At 53.9% G+C, this 22,400-nt stretch carries 23 protein-coding genes and 1 pseudogene; 17 read left to right on the top strand and 7 right to left on the bottom strand.

The annotated features are described in order from the left end of the window. Nucleotides 1–35 precede the first annotated feature (35 nt). Complete coding sequence (gene hemN, locus TRICHSKD4_RS00190; protein ID WP_040615802.1) at nucleotides 36–1,412, bottom strand: oxygen-independent coproporphyrinogen III oxidase; 1,377 nt, start codon at nucleotides 1,410–1,412, stop codon at nucleotides 36–38. An 86-nt stretch (nucleotides 1,413–1,498) separates the two neighbouring features. Between hemN and TRICHSKD4_RS00185 the strand changes: the two genes are divergently transcribed. The 13 genes and pseudogenes from TRICHSKD4_RS00185 to TRICHSKD4_RS00125 all read left to right on the top strand — a co-directional run bounded on the left by TRICHSKD4_RS00185 (nucleotide 1,499) and on the right by TRICHSKD4_RS00125 (nucleotide 14,047). Continuing rightward, the gene (locus TRICHSKD4_RS00185; protein ID WP_009465536.1) at nucleotides 1,499–2,206 is read left to right on the top strand and encodes a glutathione S-transferase family protein; all 708 of its coding nucleotides are present in this window, start codon (nucleotides 1,499–1,501) and stop codon (nucleotides 2,204–2,206) included. A gap of 126 nt (nucleotides 2,207–2,332) precedes the next feature. Beyond that, nucleotides 2,333–3,391 (top strand): AbrB family transcriptional regulator, encoded by a 1,059-nt coding sequence (locus TRICHSKD4_RS00180; RefSeq protein WP_009465535.1) that lies wholly within the window; start codon nucleotides 2,333–2,335, stop codon nucleotides 3,389–3,391. A 194-nt stretch (nucleotides 3,392–3,585) separates the two neighbouring features. Continuing rightward, nucleotides 3,586–5,241, top strand: a complete 1,656-nt coding sequence (gene ccoN / locus TRICHSKD4_RS00175; RefSeq protein ID WP_040615801.1) for a cytochrome-c oxidase, cbb3-type subunit I — start codon at nucleotides 3,586–3,588, stop codon at nucleotides 5,239–5,241. Nucleotides 5,242–5,254: 13 nt separating this feature from the next. Further along, nucleotides 5,255–5,989 carry a cytochrome-c oxidase, cbb3-type subunit II gene (ccoO, locus tag TRICHSKD4_RS00170; RefSeq protein ID WP_009465533.1) on the top strand — a complete coding sequence of 245 codons (735 nt, stop codon included), beginning with the start codon at nucleotides 5,255–5,257 and terminating at the stop codon, nucleotides 5,987–5,989. Nucleotides 5,990–5,995: 6 nt separating this feature from the next. Beyond that, a complete protein-coding gene (locus TRICHSKD4_RS00165; protein WP_040615871.1) occupies nucleotides 5,996–6,151 on the top strand; it encodes a cbb3-type cytochrome c oxidase subunit 3 in 156 nt (51 codons plus the stop codon). A gap of 3 nt (nucleotides 6,152–6,154) precedes the next feature. Beyond that, the gene (ccoP, locus tag TRICHSKD4_RS00160) at nucleotides 6,155–7,036 is read left to right on the top strand and encodes a cytochrome-c oxidase, cbb3-type subunit III (protein WP_009465531.1); all 882 of its coding nucleotides are present in this window, start codon (nucleotides 6,155–6,157) and stop codon (nucleotides 7,034–7,036) included. A gap of 256 nt (nucleotides 7,037–7,292) precedes the next feature. Then, nucleotides 7,293–7,937, top strand: a pseudogene (locus TRICHSKD4_RS00155) (4Fe-4S binding protein); the annotation flags it as partial. 111 nt (nucleotides 7,938–8,048) lie between these two features. Then, on the top strand, nucleotides 8,049–9,398 hold the full coding sequence (locus TRICHSKD4_RS00150; protein ID WP_009465529.1) for an IS5 family transposase: 1,350 nt from the start codon (nucleotides 8,049–8,051) through the stop codon (nucleotides 9,396–9,398). Continuing rightward, nucleotides 9,359–10,159 carry a 4Fe-4S dicluster domain-containing protein gene (locus TRICHSKD4_RS00145; RefSeq protein WP_247642754.1) on the top strand — a complete coding sequence of 267 codons (801 nt, stop codon included), beginning with the start codon at nucleotides 9,359–9,361 and terminating at the stop codon, nucleotides 10,157–10,159. Before TRICHSKD4_RS00150 ends, TRICHSKD4_RS00145 begins: the two co-directional genes overlap by 40 nt. A 102-nt stretch (nucleotides 10,160–10,261) precedes the next feature. After that, nucleotides 10,262–10,774, top strand: coding sequence for a FixH family protein (locus TRICHSKD4_RS00140; RefSeq protein ID WP_009465527.1), 513 nt, complete (start codon nucleotides 10,262–10,264; stop codon nucleotides 10,772–10,774). A gap of 8 nt (nucleotides 10,775–10,782) precedes the next feature. Next, on the top strand, nucleotides 10,783–12,996 hold the full coding sequence (locus TRICHSKD4_RS00135) for a heavy metal translocating P-type ATPase (protein WP_009465526.1): 2,214 nt from the start codon (nucleotides 10,783–10,785) through the stop codon (nucleotides 12,994–12,996). 34 nt (nucleotides 12,997–13,030) lie between these two features. Continuing rightward, on the top strand, nucleotides 13,031–13,174 hold the full coding sequence (gene ccoS / locus TRICHSKD4_RS00130; protein WP_009465525.1) for a cbb3-type cytochrome oxidase assembly protein CcoS: 144 nt from the start codon (nucleotides 13,031–13,033) through the stop codon (nucleotides 13,172–13,174). A 354-nt stretch (nucleotides 13,175–13,528) separates the two neighbouring features. Next, nucleotides 13,529–14,047, top strand: a complete 519-nt coding sequence (locus TRICHSKD4_RS00125; RefSeq protein WP_040615865.1) for a response regulator — start codon at nucleotides 13,529–13,531, stop codon at nucleotides 14,045–14,047. A gap of 33 nt (nucleotides 14,048–14,080) precedes the next feature. On the opposite strand, the gene TRICHSKD4_RS00120 is transcribed toward TRICHSKD4_RS00125, so the two are convergent. Beyond that, a complete protein-coding gene (locus TRICHSKD4_RS00120; protein ID WP_139051906.1) occupies nucleotides 14,081–14,281 on the bottom strand; it encodes a hypothetical protein in 201 nt (66 codons plus the stop codon). A 203-nt stretch (nucleotides 14,282–14,484) separates the two neighbouring features. On the opposite strand from TRICHSKD4_RS00120, the gene aroQ reads away from it, so the two are divergent. After that, a complete protein-coding gene (gene aroQ / locus TRICHSKD4_RS00115) occupies nucleotides 14,485–14,928 on the top strand; it encodes a type II 3-dehydroquinate dehydratase (RefSeq protein ID WP_009465522.1) in 444 nt (147 codons plus the stop codon). 16 nt (nucleotides 14,929–14,944) lie between these two features. Here the strand turns inward: aroQ and TRICHSKD4_RS00110 are convergent, their stop codons facing one another. The 4 genes from TRICHSKD4_RS00110 to TRICHSKD4_RS00095 all read right to left on the bottom strand — a co-directional run bounded on the left by TRICHSKD4_RS00110 (nucleotide 14,945) and on the right by TRICHSKD4_RS00095 (nucleotide 18,364). Then, entirely contained in the window at nucleotides 14,945–15,694 is a 750-nt protein-coding gene (locus TRICHSKD4_RS00110; RefSeq protein WP_009465521.1) for a sugar transferase, read from the bottom strand. A 228-nt stretch (nucleotides 15,695–15,922) separates the two neighbouring features. After that, the gene (locus TRICHSKD4_RS00105; protein ID WP_009465520.1) at nucleotides 15,923–17,230 is read right to left on the bottom strand and encodes a UDP-glucose/GDP-mannose dehydrogenase family protein; all 1,308 of its coding nucleotides are present in this window, start codon (nucleotides 17,228–17,230) and stop codon (nucleotides 15,923–15,925) included. Between the two features lie 164 nt (nucleotides 17,231–17,394). Further along, the gene (locus TRICHSKD4_RS30100; RefSeq protein WP_208992956.1) at nucleotides 17,395–17,715 is read right to left on the bottom strand and encodes a hypothetical protein; all 321 of its coding nucleotides are present in this window, start codon (nucleotides 17,713–17,715) and stop codon (nucleotides 17,395–17,397) included. A 37-nt stretch (nucleotides 17,716–17,752) separates the two neighbouring features. Then, complete coding sequence (locus TRICHSKD4_RS00095) at nucleotides 17,753–18,364, bottom strand: LysE family translocator (protein ID WP_009465518.1); 612 nt, start codon at nucleotides 18,362–18,364, stop codon at nucleotides 17,753–17,755. Between the two features lie 145 nt (nucleotides 18,365–18,509). Here TRICHSKD4_RS00095 and TRICHSKD4_RS00090 point away from each other — a divergent pair, with 145 nt between their 5' ends. Next, complete coding sequence (locus tag TRICHSKD4_RS00090; protein ID WP_009465517.1) at nucleotides 18,510–18,956, top strand: Lrp/AsnC family transcriptional regulator; 447 nt, start codon at nucleotides 18,510–18,512, stop codon at nucleotides 18,954–18,956. Nucleotides 18,957–19,119: 163 nt separating this feature from the next. Beyond that, nucleotides 19,120–19,877 (top strand): IS5 family transposase gene (locus tag TRICHSKD4_RS28770; protein ID WP_371256643.1). Its coding sequence is split into 2 segments (ribosomal slippage): nucleotides 19,120–19,458 and nucleotides 19,461–19,877, totalling 756 coding nucleotides; the frame shifts between segments, so codons are not numbered across the junction. On the opposite strand, the gene TRICHSKD4_RS00075 is transcribed toward TRICHSKD4_RS28770, so the two are convergent. Further along, entirely contained in the window at nucleotides 19,861–20,916 is a 1,056-nt protein-coding gene (locus tag TRICHSKD4_RS00075) for an ArgE/DapE family deacylase (RefSeq protein WP_139051904.1), read from the bottom strand. The genes TRICHSKD4_RS28770 and TRICHSKD4_RS00075 overlap by 17 nt on opposite strands. A 137-nt stretch (nucleotides 20,917–21,053) precedes the next feature. Between TRICHSKD4_RS00075 and TRICHSKD4_RS00070 the strand changes: the two genes are divergently transcribed. Beyond that, nucleotides 21,054–22,343 carry an amidase family protein gene (locus TRICHSKD4_RS00070; RefSeq protein ID WP_009465512.1) on the top strand — a complete coding sequence of 430 codons (1,290 nt, stop codon included), beginning with the start codon at nucleotides 21,054–21,056 and terminating at the stop codon, nucleotides 22,341–22,343. Nucleotides 22,344–22,400 lie beyond the last annotated feature (57 nt).

Below are 22,400 nucleotides of genomic sequence, written 5' to 3'. Positions count from 1 at the left end.
TTTTTTATTCTGCATTTCCACAGCTGGGTGGCGGCTCAAACAGCCGTTGAGTGGCGCGCTTTGCCGGAGGTCATGCTCCCGCCCAGATACGCGTCGAAGGCCGCTGCAGCCAAGCGAACATAGGGCTGTCCTTGTTCCGTGATCTCAACACGAAACCCGTGATCACCTGAGCGGGACAATCGGACAAGCCCATCATCAGCAAGTCCAGATAGCGCATCAAAACAATCGCTTAAGGAGGATGTGCAGACTCCGAATGCACCGCAGGTCTTTTCAACGTCGCATTGATAGTCTGTCATCAGTTGCTCGATGATCCGGCCGCGCAAAAGGTCGTCGGTTGAAAGGGCCAAGCCTTTTCCGATTGGCGAGGTTCCCGCTTCGATCTTGCGTCTCCAACCGCCCACGTCAGGTAGGTTCTGGATATAACCTTGGCTTAGTTTGCCGATGGAAGAGACACCAAAACCAATCAACTGATCACCCTGATCTGTCGTGTAGCCTTGGAAGTTACGGCGCAGGTCTCCAGCTTCAAGTTGTTGAGCCATGCTGTCTTCCGGCAACGCAAAATGATCCAGCCTGATTGCCGTATATCCAGCGTCTTGGAGGGCGGTGCGGGCCAAATCCGCCATGGCCAGGCGTTCAGCTGCATCGGGTAGCCGTGTTTCGTCCATCAAGGTTTGATGCTTGCGCATCCACGGCACATGGGCATAGCCGAACAAGGCAATCCGTCCGGGGCGTAGCTCAAGCGTTTTTGTGATTGTATCGAGAATGGTCTCTCGCGTTTGTTCTGGAAGGCCGTACATAAGGTCGAAATTGAGATCGGTCAGGCCCACCGCGTGCAAATCTGCAACGGCTTTTGCAACCAGATCAAAAGGCTGAACCCGGCCAATGGCTTTTTGGACGGTAAGGTCGAAATCCTGAACACCAAGGCTTGCGCGGTTCACACCCATTTTCTGCAGTGTTTCTGCAAGGGCAGGGGTGACGTTACGTGGATCAAGTTCAATCGCGTGCTCAACATCAGCTGCGAATTGGAACCTGTCCTGAAGATCTTGAGTGATTTGCAAAAGGTCGGTATGAGGCAGAAGGCTCGGCGTACCGCCACCCCAATGGATATGCCGCACAGAGCCTGCAGATGTGAGGTGAGCGGCGACTAATTCGATCTCTTGGCGGAGCGTTTTTGCATAAGCAACCAGCGGTGCTTCCTTGCGTGTCGCCTTTGTGTGGCAGCCGCAATAGTGGCAGATTTCCCGGCAATAAGGCACGTGAAGATACAGCGACAACGTATCGCTCGGTCCGAGGGCCTCAAGCCAGCTGACATAGGTGTCAGCGCTCAACCCGTCATGAAAGTGAGGGGCTGTCGGATAGCTGGTGTAACGCGGAACCGTCCGCATCGCGTAGGAAAGGTCGATCTTGCTCATTGGCGCACATTTCACTGATCTGCCCGCAATTGCCTTGATTTTTCTCAATCGGTTTTTCAAACAGGAGGTCTGAAAAGGAGAGGGCGATGGAAAAGCAGGCGATTTATGAGCTTTACGGCTCGCCGGACAGTGCAAATCTGGTGGTCAGGATGGCTCTGGAGGTACTGCATCAGCCTTATCGCTATCACGCTGTCGATCGGAGCATTCAGGCGCACAAGTCGGAGACCTATCGGCAGCTCAACCCGCAAGGGCTTTTGCCTGTTCTGGTCGACCCGGATCAGGATGCTCCGCTGTTTGAAACGGCGGCCATACTACTTCATATGTCCGACAAGCACGGAAGCTTGGGTGCCTTACCAAACGGTCCGGAACGAGGCCGGTTTTTGAAGTGGCTGTTTTTCCTCTCCAGCACGCTTCAGTCCGATCTTCGTGTCTCTTTCCGCCCGCATGTATATGTCACGGACAAGGCCGGGCAGTCTGAACTGGTCTCAACACTTGGAGGTCGGGTGAATGAGCACTTTGCGCTCCTGAATGCAGAGATTGAAAAGCAGCAAGGGTCCTTTTTGCTGGGCTACGAGGTGAGCGTTCTGGACCTTCTTCTTGCAGCCTGCGCTCGCTGGGCCGTTCTTTATACACATGGCGAAGCGGCCAAAATTGACCATCTGTCCGCATTGCAAGAAATGCTTCGGACCGTAGAGGTCATGCCAGAAGTTGCAAAAGCGGCTGAGTTGGAGTGTCTTGGCCCAACACCATTTACAGCCCCGCGTGTTCCAGATGTGCCCGGCGTCACAGATTGACGCGCTGACCTTGATCTTATGTTGATTGTTTAAATCAATGATGCCTTTCTTATGAAAGGGAGCTAGCTCAACCGTCAGGAGTGCCCCCAAAAGGGACGGGTGCTTCGACACGAGCAGGCAGTCTAGATGGGCATTATATTCAAAAAGTCTCTGTTAAAACTTGGTCTCACTGCCTTGGTCGGTGGGCTTGGTGGTGCGGTGTTTACGTGGCTGGGTTTACCCGCTGGATGGCTATCTGGAGCAATGGTTGCCGTGGCTCTCGTGACCTTGGGTGGTTTCTCAACCGGAGTGTCAACCCCTGTTCGCAACGCGGTGTTTGTCGCGCTGGGATTGGTCATGGGCTCGGGAGTGCAGCCGGACTTCCTGCTTCGAGCATCTGAATGGCCGCTCTCCTTGGCTATTCTGGCAATCACCGTGTTTGGAATTGCATGTGCAAGCTATGCGGTGCTGCGATATGCAGGCCGTTGGCCTGCCGAAACAGCTCTTTACGGCGCTATTCCCGGCGCGCTGTCTTTTGTGATGGCGCTGGCTGCGGAACGGGGTGCTGACCTTGGCCGGATCGCAACGACGCAGACAATCCGCCTGTTATTCCTCGTTGCATTCTTGCCGATGCTGATCGTCGGGACATCAGGCCTTCCAGCCGAAACAGCAAACGCAGTGGAACGCGTTCCTTTGCTCACGAGCCTTATTGGCCTGTTTCTTTGTGCAGTTGGCGGTTTTTTTGCCAACAGAGCCGGTGTTCCGGCCGGATGGATGGTTGGCTCGTTTCTGATCAGCATGATTGGCAATGGAAGCGGTTATGTTCCCATGGGGCTTCCGGAACAGCTTCAAATACCCTGTTACATCCTTCTGGGGTCTTTGATTGGCAGCCGATTTGAATCCATTACACCACGGGAACTGGTCCGCCTGACGGGCATTTCCGTTGCAGCTTTTGCAGCAGGCGTTTTGATTGCAGGGCTGGGAGCGTCCATCACGTCTTACTGGATGGACATACCATTCGGACAGGCGCTACTAGCCTATGCGCCGGGCGGGCTGGAGGTGATGACGCTCTTGTCCTTCATGCTGGACCTTGATCCCATTTACGTTGCGGTTCACCAGATTTTCCGATTCGTCTCCATGGCGCTGCTTTTGCCCTGGATTTCGGTTGTGATGCTAGGGCGAGAATCTCGTCAGCCACTATCCTGAATTGTCATTGGGCAAATGCGTGACAGCTGCGACAATTTTTCAAAAACCCAAACAATTCAACTGCATTTAAACCCCTGAAACCCGCTGGTTTGCCCGATTCTTGATTTGAATCAACGCGGGTCAGTCAGTGGCATGCTTTTGGTCTTCCATATCGTTGGCACCTTGTAACGATTGTAAGAACTGGGGCGCTAAAAATGGCAACTTCACATGCCAGAATGCTTACGATGGAAGAGGGCTTCTTTGCTCTTTTCCTCGCCGTAATCGCATTCGGATGCCTGATCATCGCAGGCAAAACATTCGATCAAGTGATGGCATTTCACACCGGTCTGGGAGCGTTGTTCGCTGCTGGCGGTGTGTTTTACATCTTCAAAAACTATTTCGAGGGGGACAATCAGCAGATCCCGCAGGAGATTGACGGAAAGCCGAATTACAACATCGGCCCTATCAAGTTTGCTTCTGTGGCTGCGATGTTCTGGGGAATCGCCGGATTCCTCGTCGGGCTGATCATTGCCAGCCAGCTGGCTTGGCCCGCACTGAACTTTGATCTTCCCTGGACCAATTTCGGCCGTATGCGCCCGCTGCACACCTCAGCGGTGATTTTTGCGTTTGGCGGCAACGTGCTTCTGGCAACGTCCATGTATGTGGTGCAGCGGACTTGCCGCGCGCGCATGCCGGGTGGCATCCTGCCTTGGTTCGTGGTTCTCGGTTACAACGCCTTCATCCTGATTGCGGGCACCGGCTATCTGTTGGGCGCGACACAAGGCAAGGAATATGCCGAGCCGGAATGGTATGCCGACCTTTGGCTGACGATTGTTTGGGTCGCTTACCTGATGCTGTTCCTTGGTACGCTGTGGAAGCGGAAAGAGCCGCACATCTACGTGGCGAACTGGTTCTATCTGGCGTTCATCGTCACTGTTGCCATGCTGCACATCACCAACAATCTGACCATTCCGGTGTCGATCTACTCGACCCAGTCGGTCATAGTCTGGTCTGGTGTTCAAGATGCCATGGTTCAGTGGTGGTACGGCCACAACGCGGTGGGCTTCTTCCTGACCGCCGGCTTCCTCGCCATCATGTACTACTTCGTGCCGAAGCGCACTGACCGGCCGGTTTACTCCTACCGCCTGTCCATCGTGCATTTCTGGGCATTGATTTTCATCTACATCTGGGCTGGTCCGCACCACTTGCACTACACGGCTCTGCCGCAATGGGCATCCACGCTGGGCGCAACCTTCTCCATCATCCTCTGGATGCCGTCCTGGGGTGGCATGATCAACGGTCTGATGACCCTTTCAGGGGCATGGGACAAGCTGCGGACTGATCCGGTTTTGCGGATGATGGTGGTCTCGGTTGCCTTCTACGGCATGTCCACTTTCGAAGGGCCACTGATGAGCTTACGGGCAGTCAACTCCCTGTCGCACTACACGGACTGGACCATTGGTCACGTTCACTCCGGTGCACTTGGCTGGGTTGGCTACATCTCCTTCGGAGCGCTGTATTGCTTGATCCCGTGGCTGTGGAACAAAAAACAGCTTTACTCGCTGAAATTGGTGAACTGGCACTTCTGGCTGTCCACTCTGGGTATCGTTCTCTACATCACCGCGATGTGGGTCTCCGGTATCATGCAGGGTCTGATGTGGCGTGCATACGATGCGCTGGGCTTCCTGGAGTACTCTTTCATCGAAACCGTTGATGCGATGTATCCGTTCTATGTGATCCGGGCATTGGGTGGCGCTCTGTTCGTCCTCGGCTCCCTGATCATGGCTTACAACCTTTGGATGACGGTTCGTCATGGAGAAGCTGAAGAAGCTGACACCATGCCTGCCGGCTCCCTGGCTGCTGCCGAATAAGGGGAGAATAATAATGTCTGTTTGGACAAAACACGAAATCTTCGAGAAGAACTCAATCGTTCTTCTCGTAGGCATCCTCATCATGGTCTCGATCGGCGGCCTCGTCGAAATTGCACCGCTCTACTATCTGAAGAGCACCATCGAAAAAACTGAGGGTATGCGGCCTTACACTCCGCTGGAAATGGCAGGGCGTGAGATCTACGTTCGCGAAGGGTGTTACACCTGCCACTCGCAGATGGTGCGTCCGATGCGTGACGAACTGGAACGCTACGGTCACTTCTCGCTGGCGGCTGAGTCCATGTACGATCATCCGCATCAATGGGGATCTAAGCGGACGGGTCCGGATCTGGCGCGTGTTGGCGGAAAATACTCTGACGACTGGCATGTGGAGCACTTGATCGATCCAAGGTCTGTCGTGCCAACATCCATCATGCCGGGATATCCGTTCCTTGCGGAGACCCGTCTGGATACGCGTGAAATTTCGGCAACCTTGAAAGCAAACGCGATTGTCGGTGTTCCTTACACACAAGAGCAGATCGACGCTGCAGCATCCGACCTGATGGGCCAGGCCATGCCTGACACGGATGCAGCCTATGAATTCGAAGAGCGTTGGCCGGGGATCGCAGTGCGCGATTACGACGGCAACCCGAGAGAAGTCACCGAGATGGATGCCCTAGTGGCCTATCTCCAGATGCTCGGAACGCTCGTCGATTTCTCGATCTACGACAACAAGGCAAACTTGAGGTAGGTGGTTATGAACGAGACATACATGGCTGTTGCAGGGTTCGCGCAAACCTGGGGCCTCATCTACTTCGTGATCCTTTTCAGCATCGTTTTGGCCTATGCGCTTTGGCCGAAAAACCGCGAAAAGTTTGACGATGCGTCTCAGATCCCGTTTCGGGAGGATTGATCCATGGCTGACAGTCACAATAAAGAAATCGACCAGGTTTCCGGGGTTGAAACCACCGGTCACGAATGGGACGGTCTGAAGGAACTCAACAATCCGCTTCCTAGATGGTGGTTGTACAGTTTCTACCTCTGCATCGCCTGGGCCATCGGCTATTGGGTTCTCTACCCATCCTGGCCCATGGTCAGCAGTTACACTTCAGGTGTTCTGGGCAACAGCCAGCGTGCAGATGCTTTGGCCGCTTATCAGGAGGGCATTGATGCTCGGTCCGGCTTTGCCGACAAGATCGTCGCAACGCCGCTTGAGGAAATCAAGGCTGACCAAAGCCTGCTGGAGTTTGCATTGGCAAACGGTCAGGCTGCCTTCGGTGACAACTGCGCACCATGTCATGGCACAGGGGCGACCGGCTTTGAGGGCTATCCAAACCTTCAGGACGACACCTGGATTTGGGGTGGTATTCTCGACGCCATCCATACGACACTTCAATACGGTATTCGCCATAACGATTATGAAGATACCCGTTTTGGTGACATGCCAGCCTTCGGCCGTGACGAACTTCTATCACGCGAAGAGATCGATCAAGTCGCAAGCTTCGTGGCTGTAAAGGCAGGTCTTGAGCCGAAGGAAGGTGTCGATCTGGCAGCAGGCGAGACGCTCTATGTAGACAACTGTGCAGCTTGTCATGGCGATGACCTGAAGGGCATTCAGGATGTTGGCGCACCAAGCCTGGTTTCTGCCAACTATCTCTATGGCAAAACCCTTGATGCGATCACCGCGCAGATCAAGAACCCGCGCAACGGTGTCATGCCGGGCTGGGAAGCACGTCTTGATCCGGCGACCATCAAATCCTTGACGGTCTATGTCCACTCCTTTGGTGGTGGTCAGTAAAGATGAACCAGCGCCGGGAAATTCAATCTCCTGGCGCTGATTTGATCCGGCGCAATGCATATCGGCTAAAGCGACCGTATCACTTGCATTGAAAGTATTGCCTGAAGCGGGGAAGGAGACCGGTTCGGGTGTGGTTCAGGATCCTTTTGGGGCAGGATCCGCCAGAGAAAAGGACGGCGGCATGGTTTCCAAAACCGAAGCCGAGACTGCTGAACACTCGGAAGAGTGGTTTGCATCAGCAAAAAAGATCTACCCCATGGCAACCCATGGGCTGTTTCGCAGGATCAAATGGACCCTGCTGTTCATCACAATCGGGATCTACTATTTCCTGCCCTTCATCCGTTTTGACCGAGGCCCGAATGCCCCGGATCAGGCAGTGCTCGTCGACATGGAAGGGCGCAGGGGCTACTTCTTCTTTATCGAAATCTGGCCGCAGGAAGTCTATTACCTGACCGGGCTGTTGATTATCGCAGCCGTTGCCCTGTTCCTGATGAACGCAATCGCGGGCCGCTTGTGGTGTGGGTATCTATGCCCACAGACCGTTTGGACAGACTTGTTCCTCTGGGTGGAACGCAAGGTCGAAGGTGATCGCCGCGAGCGGATCGTACTCGACAATGCGCCATGGACCGCAAGCAAGGTTGCGAAGCGGGTGACTAAGCACTTCTTCTGGATCATGATTGCCTGGTGGACAGGTGGTGCATGGGTTCTCTACTTCAACGATGCGCCAACACTGGTTTATGAGCTGGCGACGTTTCAGGCACCCATGGCGGCCTATATCTGGATCGCTATTCTAACCTCGACAACCTACCTGCTTGCAGGGTTCATGCGTGAACAAGTGTGCATCTATATGTGCCCTTGGCCGCGGATTCAGGCCGCACTGACCGACGAAAAGGCACTTAGTTCGCGCTGAAAAACCCCTTAACTGATTGAAGAGTATGGATACCCATTGGGTTTTGGATGTGTGAATATGCCGGTTAGTTGATCCGAAGCACGCATTTTCTGGCATATTCTCATGAGACCTTCAAAACGCAACAAACGGTGTGGCGATCTGTTCAAGGAACGCCTGGCCGCAATCATCGATATGAACCATTCGTTGGTGCGGCTGTCTGGTCTGATGCCTTGGGATGAATTTGATGCGGAGTTCGGCAGGCATTATCGCCCCTTGGGACGACCGGCCAAACCAACGCGTCTGATGGCCGGGCTGCACTTTCTCAAGCACATGTACGATCTTTCCGATGAAGAGACGGTTGAGCGTTGGGTTGAAAACCCCTACTGGCAGTCTTTCTGCGGTTTTGAGTTTTTCCAGCACCAATTCCCCATTGATCCCTCAACCATGACCCGCTGGCGCAAACGGATTGGTCCTGAGGGAATGGAAAAGCTTCTTTCTGCTACGGTAGGTGTTGCGATTGAGAGCGGGACGATCAAGAAGAGCAGCCTTGAGCGGGTCTTGGTTGATACGACCGTTCAACCCAAAGCCATTGCCCATCCCACCGATAGCCGTCTTTATCACAAGGCCTTGCAGCTTCTGGTGCGCCAGGCCAAGAGGGCCGGCATCATCTTGCGTCGCAGCCATACCAGAGTTGCCAAAAAGGCGGCCTTGATGGCGGGCCGTTATGCCCATGCCAAACAGTTCAAGCGGATGCGCCGGGAACTCAAAAAGCTGAAGACCTATCTGGGCCGGGTCTATCGCGACATCTCCCGCAAGATCGCAGGCAACGAAGGTCTTGAGCACCGGTTCTCCCGTCTGCTGGGACTGGTGGAGCGGCTTCTGGCCCAGACCCCCAAGGACAAAAACAAGATTTATTCCATGCATGCGCCGGAAGTGGCCTGTATTGCCAAGGGCAAGGCGCGAACACCTTACGAGTTCGGGGCCAAGGTTGGCATTGCCACGACCAATCGGGAAGGATTGGTTCTTGCGGCGAGGGCTTTTGAGGGCAATCCCTATGATGGGCACACCTTGAATGACACCATCAGTCAGGCTGAGAAAGTCTGCGGCACCAAAGCTGAGCGTGTCTATGTGGACCGTGGCTATCGGGGGCATGATTATGAGGGCGACGCCAAGGTCATGATCTCCGGCCAGAAGCGCGGGCTGACGGCACAGATGAAGCGTGAGCTGAAACGACGATCAGCGATCGAGGCCACCATCGGCCACATGAAAACAGATGGACGACTTGACCGGAACTTCCTCAATGGCAAAAATGGCGATGCCATCAACGCCCTGCTGGCCGCAGCCGGTCATAACCTGCGTCTGATCCTCAATGCACTGATCATTTTGCTGCTCTGGATCACAAACCCCATCCCCAAACCGGTCAAATCGAATATTTGCGTATTGCTTCGGCCACGCGCAACATCAATGGCTTAGACGTTGTTCAGGGCGGACCACTTAATGTGACCTACCGTTGGGATCGTGGGGAGCCGCGCGGGTCGCTGAAGCAAAACAAGGCGCTTGAGCTGAAAGGTTTGCCAGCTGGTGACTGTATTGATTGTCACCAGTGTTTTCAGGTTTGCCCGACCGGGGTCGACATCCGCAAGGGCGCACAATTGGATTGCATTCAGTGCGGCCTATGTATCGACGCCTGTGACAACATCATGACCAAGGTCGGCAAGCCGACTGGCCTGATCGCATATGACACGGATGAAAACATTGAGCGCCGGGTTGAAGGCAAGGAGCCGATCTATCAGATCGTGCGGGCTCGAACGATCATCTATGCAGGGGTAATCGTTCTCGTCGGTGCCATTATGCTGACCGCATTGTTGACGCGTGATTTCGCAGACATCAGCGTCCTGCACGACCGCAATCCGGTCTTTGTTGAACAGAGCGATGGCACTGTGCGAAACGGCTACACCATTCGTTTGTCCAACAAGAGGCAACACGCGCGGAACTTTGTTCTGCACGTGGAAGGCATGCCGCCGCGTACCAAGGTTGAGGCCATTGGTGTTGAGGCCGTGTTCGCTGACCGTCCGATTATTGAAGTTGGGCCGGACACCACCCGAGAGGTGCGCATTCTCGTGACATCACCTCCAGATGTGAAGATGGAAAAGAGCACACCGGTGACCTTCCGCATCACTGAATCTGTGATGGGCGAAGTGGTGACTGAGGATGACTTCTTCAAAGCGCCATAAGGGCGAAAATGGGGGAGCGGGGCAACCCGCTCCCCAATGAGAAAAATTTCACGATGCAAATCAGGGCCAACCAGTGGCCAGTTTATTTGCCAGGAGTTTGAAATGACGATGACACATTCAGTCGGAAACGCCCCTAAGCCGCTGACTGGTAAAAGGGTTCTTGCTTACATTCTGGCCTTTTTCGGCGTCATCTTCGCTGCAAATGGTGTGTTTCTCTATTACGCCCTGGGCACCTTTCCGGGCGTTGCCGTGGAAAGTTCCTATAAGGCGGGCCAAGCCTATAACGAGGACATTGCCGCCGCCAAGGCGCAAGCAGCGCTTGGTTGGGATGTCGCCACGCATGTGACACGAGCTACCGACGGAACGGCCGAAGTCACCGTGACGGCGCTGGATAAAAATGGCCGGGCAATTTCAGGCCTCGCGTTTAGCGCAAACTTGCAAAGACCGGCGACGGAAACCCTCGACAAGGTTGTCGCATTGACGGAAGCCGGTGCGGGCTCCTATGTCGGCAATGTTTCTGATCTGGAGGCTGGGAATTGGACCCTCACATTGGAAGGCAATTCAGGTTCTGAGCGTGTATTCCGGTCGCAAAACCGCGTTTATCTGGCAAAGTAGGGCGTGTTATGACGGTGCACATGCGCGATTGGGATGCGTTTATCACACCGGCTGAGGACGGCAGTTCCCATATGGACCTGGCCGTTGAAGGGATTACCTGCGCCGCCTGTATGGGCGAAATAGAGCGCGGCTTGTCTCGCTTGCCGGGCATCCGGAATGCACGGGTCAATCTGACATCGCACCGTCTGGCTGTCGATTGGGATCAAACGGCAACCGGCGCTGATGATATTGTCGATGAGTTGGACCGTTTGGGATACAAAGCCCATCCGTTTGACCCGGCAAGTGCTCGCGAAACGCAAGACAAGACCGGCAAGCAGTTGCTCCGTGCTATGGCGGTGTCCGGTTTTGCCAGCATGAACATCATGCTGTTGTCTGTGTCTGTATGGTCCGGCAACGCGACCGATATTACACCTATTACGCGCGACCTCTTTCATTGGGTATCGGCGCTAATCGCCTTGCCCACCGTCGTCTATGCCGGACGTCCATTCGCCTATAGCGCGTTTCGCGCTATTCGGGCGGGCCGACTGAATATGGATGTGCCGATTACGATCGGCGTCAGTCTTGCCGTAGCACTTTCTGTCGTTCAAACGCTCCAGCATCACCCGCACGCCTATTCTGAATCAGCGGTCATGCTGCTGTTTTTCCTGTTGGTGGGGCGTTATCTCGATCACAGCATGCGAGGTAAAACCCGCTCCCTTGCCGAAAACATCGCAGCCCTGAAGGCGGAAGTCGCGGCACGGATAGGAGAAGATGGTCTTGTCCGCGAGGTTCCGCTATCAAAGATCGTGACCGGTGACCTAGTGTTGGTGGCCGCTGGTGACCGCGTGCCGGTTGACGGTCTCGTGGAAGACGGGCAATCCGAAATCGATCAAAGCCTTGTTACGGGGGAAAGTGTACTTTTACCGGTCCGGGCCGGGGAGCAGGTCTATGCCGGAACTGTCAATGGGGATGGTCCGCTCAAGGTCCGTGTGTCGGCGGAAAGCGGCGCGACCCTGCTTGATGAAGTCAATCGCTTGCTGGAAACAGCCGCGCAAGCAAAGTCCCTTTATGTGCGTATCGCCGATCGGGCCGCCCAAATGTATGCCCCCTTGGTTCACACCGCCGCGGCAGTCACATTCATCGGCTGGACGCTGTTGGGGCTTGGCTGGCAGCCGTCCTTGGTCATCGCGATCTCGGTTTTGATCATTACCTGTCCTTGTGCTCTCGGGCTAGCCGTACCTGCTGTTCAGGTGGTCGCATCAGGCCAGTTGTTCCGCTCTGGTATTCTCTTGAACGCGGGCGATGCCATTGAGCGGTTTTCGGATGCCGATACGATTGTGTTTGACAAGACCGGCACACTAACCTCTGCCGAAGCTGCGTTCTGCACCGAGCTTTCCTTAAAGGACCCGACCTTGGTTTTGGCGGGGCGTCTGGCGCTTTCAAGCCGTCATCCCTTGTCGCAAGCCATGGTCAAGGCGACCAATGCCTTGGTGCCGCTCGATGGTGTGACGGAGGTTTCGGGCTCCGGCATTGAAACAAGTGTAGACGGCAAGGTTCTGCGCTTGGGCAGCGCTTCTTTCTGCGGCGCGAGCTGCGAGCAACGCGAGGAGGTGTTGGCCAGATATCCCGGTGCATCACTGCTTGGGGTTCGGTATGGAGACGATATTCGGCTTCTGCCGCTTCGCCAGCAACTGCGCCCAGATGCCCAGCGCGTGATCAGCACTCTGAAGTCTCTCGGGTACGACCTCGAAATACTGTCCGGCGATCAGGTTGGCGCGGTTACAGCCGTAGCAGATGAACTCGGAGTCGCAACCTGGAAGGGTGAAGCCAAGCCAGCGGACAAGATAGCTCGGTTGCAGGAGTTGAAAGATCAGGGACGGAAAGTGTTGATGGTTGGGGACGGACTCAACGATGCGCCGGCTTTGGCTGGTGCCTATGTGTCCCTGTCACCGGTAACAGCGGTCCACCTGAGTCAGGCAGCTGCAGATGCAGTGTTTTTGAGCGACAATCTGGCGCCGGTGGCGGATGCGCTTGATATTTCCATCCGGGCTCGGCGGGCCATTGAGCAAAATCTCTGGATCTCTGCGATTTACAACGTGATTTCTGTGCCAATTGCTGTCGCGGGATTTGTGACACCTCTGGTAGCAGCTGTCGCAATGTCCCTGTCGTCAGTTGCCGTCACGGCCAACGCCTTGCGGTTGCGCTGGGGTAAAGCATCTAACTCTGCTATTAATATAGGATGACAGGCCGTAAGGGCCGCTACTTGGGTAGTTCAATATGGAAGTCTTGCTTTATCTCATCCCCATCGCCCTGCTGCTCGGCCTTTTGGGTCTGGTCGCGTTTTTGTGGTCGCTGAAGTCCGGTCAATATGATGACCTTGAAGGGGCAAAGTGGCGTATTTTGCAGGACGACGACCTGTAGGCAAAAATTATGTCATTAGAGCGGTCAAAAATTCGTTTCTGAATGTAACAGCGAGTTTGCAATTCTGCGCTGAGTGAAGTCCATCGACACGTCTCAATAAAGAAGATGCTCATTATAACCGGGCAAGGCCGCCGCTCGGTCATTGTTAAAAATGGCGTGGCGACGATTTGCTGTTTGTTTCATCTTTGATGGTTTACTAATGCGGCAAATTTAGGTGGTCTGTGTATTCATTGACTGCTTGGGTGGTGAAGTATAACTGGAATAATACGTAAAAGTAACAATCAAGTTGTCTCTAAATTCTAACCCTCTCTTCAGAATTCTATGTCACTAATTAGAAGAAACAAGGAGGGATTTGTGAGCTTGGACTTGGCCTCGCTGACATTTTTGTTGGTGGAAGACAGTGCATACATGCGTACGATCATTCGTACGATGCTTCAGGGATTTGGCGCACGCCGAATAGTTGAGGCAGAAGATGGTGCATCCGGTCTTGAGGCGATGGACCGCGCAAATCCCGATATTCTTATCCTGGATTGGGTCATGCCAATTCTGGACGGGGCCGACATGGTGCGCATGATCCGCAGCCCCAATAATCCGTTTGCGTATATTCCGATTATTATGGTGACCGCTCACACCGAGAGAAGCCGGATCGTGGAAGCGCGGCGGCTTGGCGTGCATGAGCTTCTCTCAAAGCCGATCTCGGCCAAGGCGCTTTATCAACGGGTTTCGAGCGTGATCCTGCAGCCGAGAGATTTCATCAAGACCGGCACGTATTTCGGTCCCGCTCCGCGTGAGATCCGCAATCGTCAGAAAATCTGGCAAGGCGGTCCAGGCGGTAATCCTGATGAGAAAAAATCCGAAGCGCCAGCTGGCTAACGCTTTTCAATTCACCTGAAAAAGAGAACCGTATCAGGCTGCAATGCTTTGGTGCTCTGCAAGGACCGGAGTAGCAGAGGTCAGTTGCGTAAGTTTGGCAACGAATTCCGGTATCAGATCCAAGTCTAGTGTGTAGTGTTCCAGAAGGAATGCGATCAGAACCTGACTGTCCAGATGCTCATACCCGTCGATAGCCGCCAGAAACTCATCTAGGCTCGTGAGAGATTTACGCACTGTGACCATCTTCAATGCCATCCTTCAGACTTTATTGGCTGACCCGAAAGATTAAGGATTATGGTTAAGATTACCTAAAAGAGTGATCGCTTTCCGAAGCGGGAGTGGTAATTTTAGGCCAAAAAAAATCAATGCTTTATGGTGGAAGCAGGTATAACAGCATCTAACGCACTGGAATACAAACAAGGAAGAACAGGCCGGCCATGGGCAACACAGTTTTCGTAATCAACGGACCAAATTTGAACCTGCTTGGCTTGCGGCAGCCTGAGATCTACGGCGCGGAAACACTTGCTGACGTTGAAAACAAATGCACTTCTCTGGCGTCCGATCATGGTCTGGTCGTGCACTTTTTCCAGAGCAACGCAGAGCATGAAATAATCGATACAATCCATCGGGCCCGTCAGGAGGCCGCCGGGATCATTATTAATCCTGCTGCCTACTCGCATACCTCGGTCGCTATCCTGGATGCATTGAATATGTTTGAAGGACCAGTCCTTGAGGTGCACATCTCAAACATTCATGCGCGTGAGACCTTTCGTCATCACTCATACGTGTCCGCACGTGCTGAAGGGGTGATTGCGGGCTTTGGGACGCAGGGTTATGAATTATCAGTTGAGCGGATGGCGCGTTTGTTGAAGGCGAGTTGACACCGAAATCTGAAAATCACTTGCCGGTTCCGCCAAAAAACTCGGTTGCTATGGTTTTCGCCAAGATTTTCAGATCGACCGAAACGCTGTGGTTCCTAACGTATTCCAGGTCGTACTCAAGGCGCATTTTGGCGGCTCGCCATTCTTTGGTTTCGCCACGCCAACCTTTGACTTGTGCCAGTCCGGTGATGCCCGGGCGCACATTGTGCCTCAGCATGTAGCGGGAATCAAAGTCTTCGTAAGGAACGCCGGCGGCCAGCATTCCCGGCACATGAGGCCGCGGGCCTACAAGTGACATATCTCCTTTGAGGACATTCAGAAGCTGTGGCAGTTCATCAAAATTGGTGCGGCGTAGAAAACGCCCAATAGGAGTTACACGCGTGTCCCCCGCAATGGTCTGTTGGCGTCCACTGGGGTCGCATGTCTCCAGATACATCGAGCGGAATTTGTAAATCTGGAACAGCTGCCTGTCTAACCCGTAACGTTTCTGGACGAACAATGCGGGGCCTCGGCTGGTCACTCTGATCAGCAGGGCGATCCCGAGAAGTAACGGTGCCAACAGAGCCAAGCCTGCAATTGCGCCAGAGATGTCGATCGCGCGTTTAATCCTGTTCCCGGTCTTGGAGGGAAGGTTGCTTCCGCTCCCAAATGAAGTGCCGGAAAATACGTCTGCTGAACCTGGAGCTGGTGCCCACAGTTCGATGAACAGGCCACTTGGTTTGTGGTCAGGAACTTTCTTTTCATATGTCAAATAGTCGTCTGACATGTTTCTGAGTGTGCCCGCGTCCGGTTGTGTCTTTGAATGTTATACACCGGCACTGATCGGCAGTGCGAATGAATAGTTTACAAAGGGTTAATAGGCGAAGTTGGCTCGCTTGTGTATTAAAAATTGTACATTTATCAAGCCCCACCCCAAGGTAAATATTGGGGGTGGGCTGCTCTATCTAAAATATTGTTAAAGCTTACGAAGCGGCATCAGTGGCCTAAGCGTACCTCAGTAGGCGCGCCCAACGCTGGTATAGGTGAATCCACGCTCAGACATATAATCGGTATCGTAGATATTGCGGAGGTCGATGACCTTCGGGGTTTTCAACAGGTTGTGAACCCTGTCGAGGTCGAGAGCCCGAAACTGGTCCCACTCGGTGACGATGACAACCGCATCAGCATTTTCGATGGCGTGATAAGGGCCATCGCAGAAGAGCACATTCGTCATCGCATGCTCGGCTTCCTTCATGCTGGCTGGGTCAAACGCGCGAATGCTTGCACCAGCCTCCTGCAGGCGGGCGACAATGTCGATGGAAGGCGCGTCCCGCATATCATCGGTGTTGGGCTTGAATGCCAAACCAAGCAGAGCGATCGTCTTGCCAGACACGTCACCGCCCATGAACTCAATGACCTTGTCGGCCATTTTGGACTTCCGCCGATTGTTCACTTCGATGACTGAGTTGACGATCTTGAGATCAACGTCGGCATCAGCGCCGATTTTGGAAAGCGCCAATGTGTCCTTTGGGAAGCACGATCCACCATATCCGGGACCTGCATGTAGGAATTTCCCGCCAATACGATTGTCGAGGCCGATCCCACGCGAGACTTCCTGAACATTGCCCCCAACCTTTTCGCAAAGATCGGCAATCTCGTTGATGAAAGTGATCTTCACCGCCAGAAACGCATTGGCTGCATATTTGATAAGCTCGGATGTCCGACGTTTTGTGACAAGAATCGGTGTTTCATTGAGGTAGAGCGGACGGTAGAGTTCGCGCATCACCTTCACCGCTTCTTCATTCTCCGTGCCAACGACAACCCGATCCGGGCGCTTGAAGTCGTTGATCGCAGCCCCTTCTCGCAAAAATTCCGGGTTGGAAACAACGGCGAAATTGGCTTGCGGATTTGCCTTGGCAATGATGGCTTCCACTTCGTCACCTGTTCCCACGGGAACCGTCGATTTGGTGACGATGACCGTAAAGCCTTCAATCAGATGCGCGATCTCTTCGGCCGCTTGGTAGACGTATGTAAGGTCTGCATGACCGTCGCCGCGCCGCGTTGGCGTTCCCACTGCGATGAAGACCGCATCAGCATTGCGAACGGCTTCTTCAGCTTCGGTCGTGAAATAAAGCCTGTCTTCATCGACATTTTTCGCAACAAGTTGTTGAAGACCCGGCTCATAGATCGGAATTTCACCGGCGTTCAGCGCGTCGATTTTGTCCTTCGCCTTGTCGATACACGTAACCGTGTGACCGAAATCAGCGAAACAGGCCCCGGATACAAGGCCAACATATCCGGTTCCAATCATTGCAACGCGCATTTCAAAATTCCTGAATTTTCAAGTTTCAAAGGTGCAAACACGCACCGCTATAAGGTTGGTAACGCATCTACCACATGGTTTCGGCGGAAGACCATAGGGTTGTGACATGACATTACGGTGGCAAAGCAGTAGCCAGCGCGGCGGTCCGACTATTTGTCTCCATCTCAGGCCGATTCAACCCCGCACCAGTTCGCGGCAAATAGGGCGATCGTCTGAGTGACCCGTTTGAGAGACGACAAACTGACCCGCTCATCAATGCCGTGGATATTTTCGGCAAGTGGTCCGTAGGTCAATGCTGGACGGTTCGCATGATTGGCGAAGAGGGCTCCATCCAGATAACAGGCCATCACATATCGTCGGAGCGATCCGCCCGAGACCGCGCAATGAGCATCCTGTAGAATGGTACCGGCAGTCGATGTTTCATCTAGGGTCAGGACCCATAAAATGGGGTGAGAGACAAGTGTCGACGATGAGCCCATAGTCACGGATGCTGCACAAAACATCAATGACCACTTTGTGATGTTACGAGGCCAAGTTTAAGGCGAAGCCTATCAATACAAGCCCGGAACAGACCCGGAAAACGTCATAACGTGCTTGCGTTAGAAAACGCCCGCGAATTTTTTCTGCCAGCAGTGCGTAGGTACTAAGCGATAGAATGGACAGCCCGCAGTAGGTCAATACTAGCATAGTTGATTGAGACCAAAGCGGCTGGGATGGGTCTAGAACTTGCGGGAAAAGTGCAAGATAGAACAACAAGGCTTTGGGGTTTGTGACCGCAAGCAAGAATGCCTCCCGGAACAAAAGCCGTGGCGGCACCTGCTGGATCAGTCCCTTCCCGAAGGCTATGTGGTCACGCTTTATGATCAGTTTGAGTCCCAAACCGCCTAAATAAGCGACCCCGAGCCATTGAAATACCGTCCAAAGCACGTCTGACGTCACGACGAAAGCAGCCACGCCACCCGCACAAAGGATGCCGCCCACGGCAAGACCCAAAGCGTTACCAAAGATAGTTGGCAGGACCGGCATAAAACCAAGCTGCAATGCCCGTCTGAGCGTGTTCAAGTTCGCAGGCCCCGGTGTTACGATGTTGGCCACTGATATCGTCGCGTATGAAAGCCATATTGCCCAAGCCATGCCTCAAATCCTCTGCCTTGCGCACCATAGTTGAAGCGCCAAACCGGATTTTATACACCGTCATAGTCGAAGTGCTTTGCCTTCCGGAGGCAAAACGATAACAGTTTGGCCAAATCGAAAGCAAAAAGGCTAGTGGGCTGTCGTAATGAAAATCATACTTGATCAACTGGACCGAACACTCCTTCAAGAGCTGAGCCGCAACGCGAGGCTGAGCTGGCGTGAGCTTGCATCATTGACTGATGTGTCTGCACCTACTGTTCGTGATCGCATCAAACGGCTCGAAGACACGGGCGTAATTACAGGGTTTGGTGTAGAGCTGTCGCCGATAGAACTTGGCTACACCCTCGAAGCGATAGTACGATTCAAGCCTTTTCCCGGAAAGGTTTATCTGCTGGCTGAAAAGATCATCATGTCAGATCGCATCGTTCAGTGCGACAAAGTCACCGGCGAAGACGCGTTTGTTGCGAGGATGCTCCTCAAAGACATCTCAGAACTTGATGGGCTACTGGAAGACTTCTCGACGCATGCGTCTACTCAGACGGCAATCGTTAAATCCAGCCCGGTCCGGATGCGCCCCCCACCGCTTGACTGAAACTGGTCCGGGTCACATGTCTTGGCGTGTGTAATGATTTGCACCAGAGCTTCCATCGGTGCGATCGCAGCGAAATGGTGCTTTGTCCCGCATCGCGGCCGTTCGATAAAGAGGGTTCCTCTCGGCTCACTACTGTGATTCATGGTAACGAGGAGGGGTGCCCATGTCACATCTATTTTGGCTTACTCAAGAGCAGGTTGAACAGATTGCACCGTTCTTTCCAAAGCCCCGTGGGGTTGACCGTGCCGATGACTGCAAGGTTCTGAGCGGGATAATCTATGTCATCAAGAACGGGCTGCAATGGGTCGATGCACCCCCTGATTACGGGCCGCACAAGACGCTCTATAACCGGTTTAAGCGATGGTCGGAAAATGGTGTGTTCGAGCGCATCTTCGAAGAACTGGCCAAGACGCAGGACGAGTCGGGAAATATCCTAATGATTGACGCCACGCACCTGAAAGCCCACCGCACAGCTTCCAGCCTAAAAAAGGGGGCGACGAGCCGAGGCTGATTGGGCGCACAAAAGGCGGCTTGAATACAAAGCTACACGCCGTGTGTGACAATCTTGGGCGACCTGTGCGCCTACACCTGACGGAAGGCCAACGAAGCGACTTCAAAGGCGCAGATGTTTTGCTCAAAGACCTGCCCAAGGCCGAAACCCTGATTGGGGATCGTGGATACGACAGCAACAAAATCCGCGAGATGTTAGCGGAACAAAAGATTGCACCCTGTATTCCGCCGAAGAAAAATCGAAAAGAAACAATCGAATACTGCAAGACCACGTACAAAACCCGATACAAAGTCGAAAACCTGTTTGCCAAGCTGAAAGACTGGCGGCGCATCGCTACGCGCTATGACCGATGCGCTCATACATTCCGATCCGCAATCTATCTCGCAGCAACAATCATCTTCTGGTTATGAGTCCTGACCCTAGCCGATAACCGGATTGCATGACACCAACCCATTCCAGCTTCGGGTTTGCCCGTTTCAGGCGTGGGTATGCGTCGCAAAGTGCTTTCAGATGAGTTTCGAAAGCCTTGGCTCGGGCTTTGGTATCGTCTCCGGGATAAAAGCCGATCCGCCCTTCAAAGACGCAAGCGCAGGGGACGGAGGCAGGCCACTCGCCGCCCGAAATGGTCCCGATATTCAAGCTTGCCGGGTTGCTTAAATCTTCAAAACCGGAGTGCGCATGTTTTTCATTGTTCCATTCGGTTTCAAGTTGTTTGAGTCCAGAAATGATCTGGATCGCCGCATCAATGGCGCTAAGGCCACTCTCCGGGTCGCGCGGGTGGGCGGGAACCCCTTCAACGGAAATCCGGAATTTGACAACGCCGGAATTGGCTGAAACCAGCTGCTCATCGGTTGGCTCCGGGATCAGGATGGCGTCCTCGACTTGCCCTCTGCGGATCATTTCAGCAGCGCCATTTCCTGTCACTTCTTCATCGAGCACCGACTGAATTTGCACGGGAGCCGTCAATTTCAAGCCAGCAGCGGCAATTGCGTCCAAAGCGAAAATGTTGGCACTCAGGCCTGCTTTCATATCTCCTGCGCCGCGACCATAAAGCCAATCCCCATCTCTGTGTCCAGAAAAGGGGGCGTGTTGCCACAAGGACGGATCTGCAGTTGGAACCACATCGATGTGGGAGTTCAATGCAAGTGAGCGATCATTTGCGGTTTCAGGAGTTTTGCTGCCTACCACATTGAAGATGCCGGAGTGATCAACGGTGGTCGGCGAATACGCCGGATGTTGGCCGATTTGATCCGTATCGATCTCGAACTCGGAAACCTCATAGCCGCGGTCACGAAGTGCAGAAGACACCAAACCTTGGGCTTCGGCTTCATTCCCGCGCAGGGAAGGGGCTCGGACGATTTCCTGTAGAAAAGCAATCTGTTTTTCAAAGCCCTTGTCCACGGCATCAAGGATTGAGGATTGAATGTCGGAGCGGGCAATCTGTGTCATCAAATGTCCTGAAGAAAAGCTGTCGTGGTGGGAGGCTTGGCATGGATAGTTCATGCCCTTGTGCGTGCAGCGCATTCCCCGTTACTTGGCATATTTGACATAATGATTACAAATTCAGTTCAATGGGAAAGCGAGACATGACGGCTATGAACACGACACATTGGTCTGCTGATACTGCTGAAACCCGTCTCGAACAGGCTTTTAAACTGGCGGACGAGCCAAAGGCACAGTCAGTCTTCACGAAGCTCCTGCCGGATCGGGCCAGAGAGCAAGCGAAAAAGGCAGGTGGAGCGAAATCACCTTTGGCCGGGGCGCTGGTCAGTGTCAAGGCGCTGTTTGATCTAAAGGGTGAGACCACCACGTCCGCTGCCAAGGTTCTGCAAATCGATCCGCCCGCAAGCCAAGATGCTCCCTCGGTCGTACGTCTGGATGAAGCCGGAGCCGTGTTTGTTGGTCTCACCAACATGTCGGAGTTTGCGTATTCCGGGCTTGGCCTCAACCCTCACTACGGAACGCCGCAAAACCCGATCTATCCGGGCTGTGCGCCGGGTGGGTCCACAAGCGGTGGGGCAGTGTCTGTTGCCCTTGGACTGGCGGATATCGCCATCGGCAGCGACACCGGCGGCTCCTTGCGCATTCCGGCGGCCTTTTGCGGCATAACCGGCTTCAAGCCTTCGCAGGCCTCAGTCTCGCTCGAAGGCGGCAATCCCTTGTCTGACAGTCTTGACAGTTTTGGCCCGATGGCACGCACGGTCTCTGCCTGCGAACTGGCTTGGCAGGTCATGTCCGGGCAAGAAACAAGTTCGGCTCCGGCTCAAAAGGCTCGGCTTGTTGTTCCGCGCAACTTCGGCTTCACCGAAGTGGACCAAGCCATTGCGGAAGGTTTTAAGGCCGTTGTGAGCCATCTCCGTAAAGCTGGGTTTGATGTAGTGGAGCGGGATTTGACATCTTGCGCGGATCTCTACAATCAGGTGCCGCCATGGCATATGACCTCTGTTGAATCCCGAGCGCACTATGAAACCCATTTCCAGAACTCAGGTGCGGATATGGATCAACGGGTGCATGCGCGTATGGGCAAGGCCGAAGAAATTTCGGCTATTGAATACCGACAGACTCTCAACCGCCGTCAGAAACTGATTGCGGACTTTGCTACAGAGGTCGGTGATGATCTCCTTATTTTGCCAACAACACCGATCTTGCCACCCAAGTTGAGCGACCTTGAAGATGACGCCAATTTCAACCGGCTGAATCTTTTGGCTTTGCGCAACCCGTCTTTGGCCAATGTAACGGACGCATGCTCTATCGCGCTGCCGTACAAAAACGGTGCATTGACCCTGAGCGCCATGCTGGTGGCTCCCGGTGGGCAGGATCACAAACTTCTGGCCGTCGCCAAGTCCGTTGAAGCCGAGCTGGCGCGCCTTTCGTGAGTTCAGCCTTTGCGACTTTTGGTCCGGTTAGGTAGTACTACCGGGTACACCTTAGCC

Source organism: Roseibium sp. TrichSKD4 (assembly GCF_000148725.1).
Lineage (GTDB): Bacteria > Pseudomonadota > Alphaproteobacteria > Rhizobiales > Stappiaceae > Roseibium.
The sequence above is the reverse complement of the archived record's forward strand: the minus strand, read 5'-3'. Positions and strand labels throughout refer to the sequence as shown.

Excerpts from the sequence above, each read along its gene's own strand:
- ccoN (WP_040615801.1), top strand. The coding sequence starts at position 3,586 with ATGGCAACTTCACATGCCAGAATGCTTACGATGGAAGAGGGCTTCTTT.
- ccoP (WP_009465531.1), top strand. The coding sequence starts at position 6,155 with ATGGCTGACAGTCACAATAAAGAAATCGACCAGGTTTCCGGGGTTGAA.
- ccoS (WP_009465525.1), top strand. The coding sequence starts at position 13,031 with ATGGAAGTCTTGCTTTATCTCATCCCCATCGCCCTGCTGCTCGGCCTT.
- TRICHSKD4_RS00150 (WP_009465529.1), top strand. The coding sequence starts at position 8,049 with ATGAGACCTTCAAAACGCAACAAACGGTGTGGCGATCTGTTCAAGGAA.
- TRICHSKD4_RS00110 (WP_009465521.1), bottom strand. The coding sequence starts at position 15,694 with ATGTCAGACGACTATTTGACATATGAAAAGAAAGTTCCTGACCACAAA.
- TRICHSKD4_RS00165 (WP_040615871.1), top strand. The coding sequence starts at position 5,996 with ATGAACGAGACATACATGGCTGTTGCAGGGTTCGCGCAAACCTGGGGC.
- aroQ (WP_009465522.1), top strand. The coding sequence starts at position 14,485 with ATGGGCAACACAGTTTTCGTAATCAACGGACCAAATTTGAACCTGCTT.
- hemN (WP_040615802.1), bottom strand. The coding sequence starts at position 1,412 with ATGAGCAAGATCGACCTTTCCTACGCGATGCGGACGGTTCCGCGTTAC.
- TRICHSKD4_RS00075 (WP_139051904.1), bottom strand. The coding sequence starts at position 20,916 with ATGACACAGATTGCCCGCTCCGACATTCAATCCTCAATCCTTGATGCC.
- TRICHSKD4_RS00180 (WP_009465535.1), top strand. The coding sequence starts at position 2,333 with ATGGGCATTATATTCAAAAAGTCTCTGTTAAAACTTGGTCTCACTGCC.
- TRICHSKD4_RS00135 (WP_009465526.1), top strand. The coding sequence starts at position 10,783 with ATGACGGTGCACATGCGCGATTGGGATGCGTTTATCACACCGGCTGAG.
- TRICHSKD4_RS00105 (WP_009465520.1), bottom strand. The coding sequence starts at position 17,230 with ATGCGCGTTGCAATGATTGGAACCGGATATGTTGGCCTTGTATCCGGG.
- ccoO (WP_009465533.1), top strand. The coding sequence starts at position 5,255 with ATGTCTGTTTGGACAAAACACGAAATCTTCGAGAAGAACTCAATCGTT.
- TRICHSKD4_RS00070 (WP_009465512.1), top strand. The coding sequence starts at position 21,054 with ATGACGGCTATGAACACGACACATTGGTCTGCTGATACTGCTGAAACC.
- TRICHSKD4_RS00140 (WP_009465527.1), top strand. The coding sequence starts at position 10,262 with ATGACGATGACACATTCAGTCGGAAACGCCCCTAAGCCGCTGACTGGT.
- TRICHSKD4_RS00095 (WP_009465518.1), bottom strand. The coding sequence starts at position 18,364 with ATGGCTTGGGCAATATGGCTTTCATACGCGACGATATCAGTGGCCAAC.
- TRICHSKD4_RS00090 (WP_009465517.1), top strand. The coding sequence starts at position 18,510 with ATGAAAATCATACTTGATCAACTGGACCGAACACTCCTTCAAGAGCTG.
- TRICHSKD4_RS00185 (WP_009465536.1), top strand. The coding sequence starts at position 1,499 with ATGGAAAAGCAGGCGATTTATGAGCTTTACGGCTCGCCGGACAGTGCA.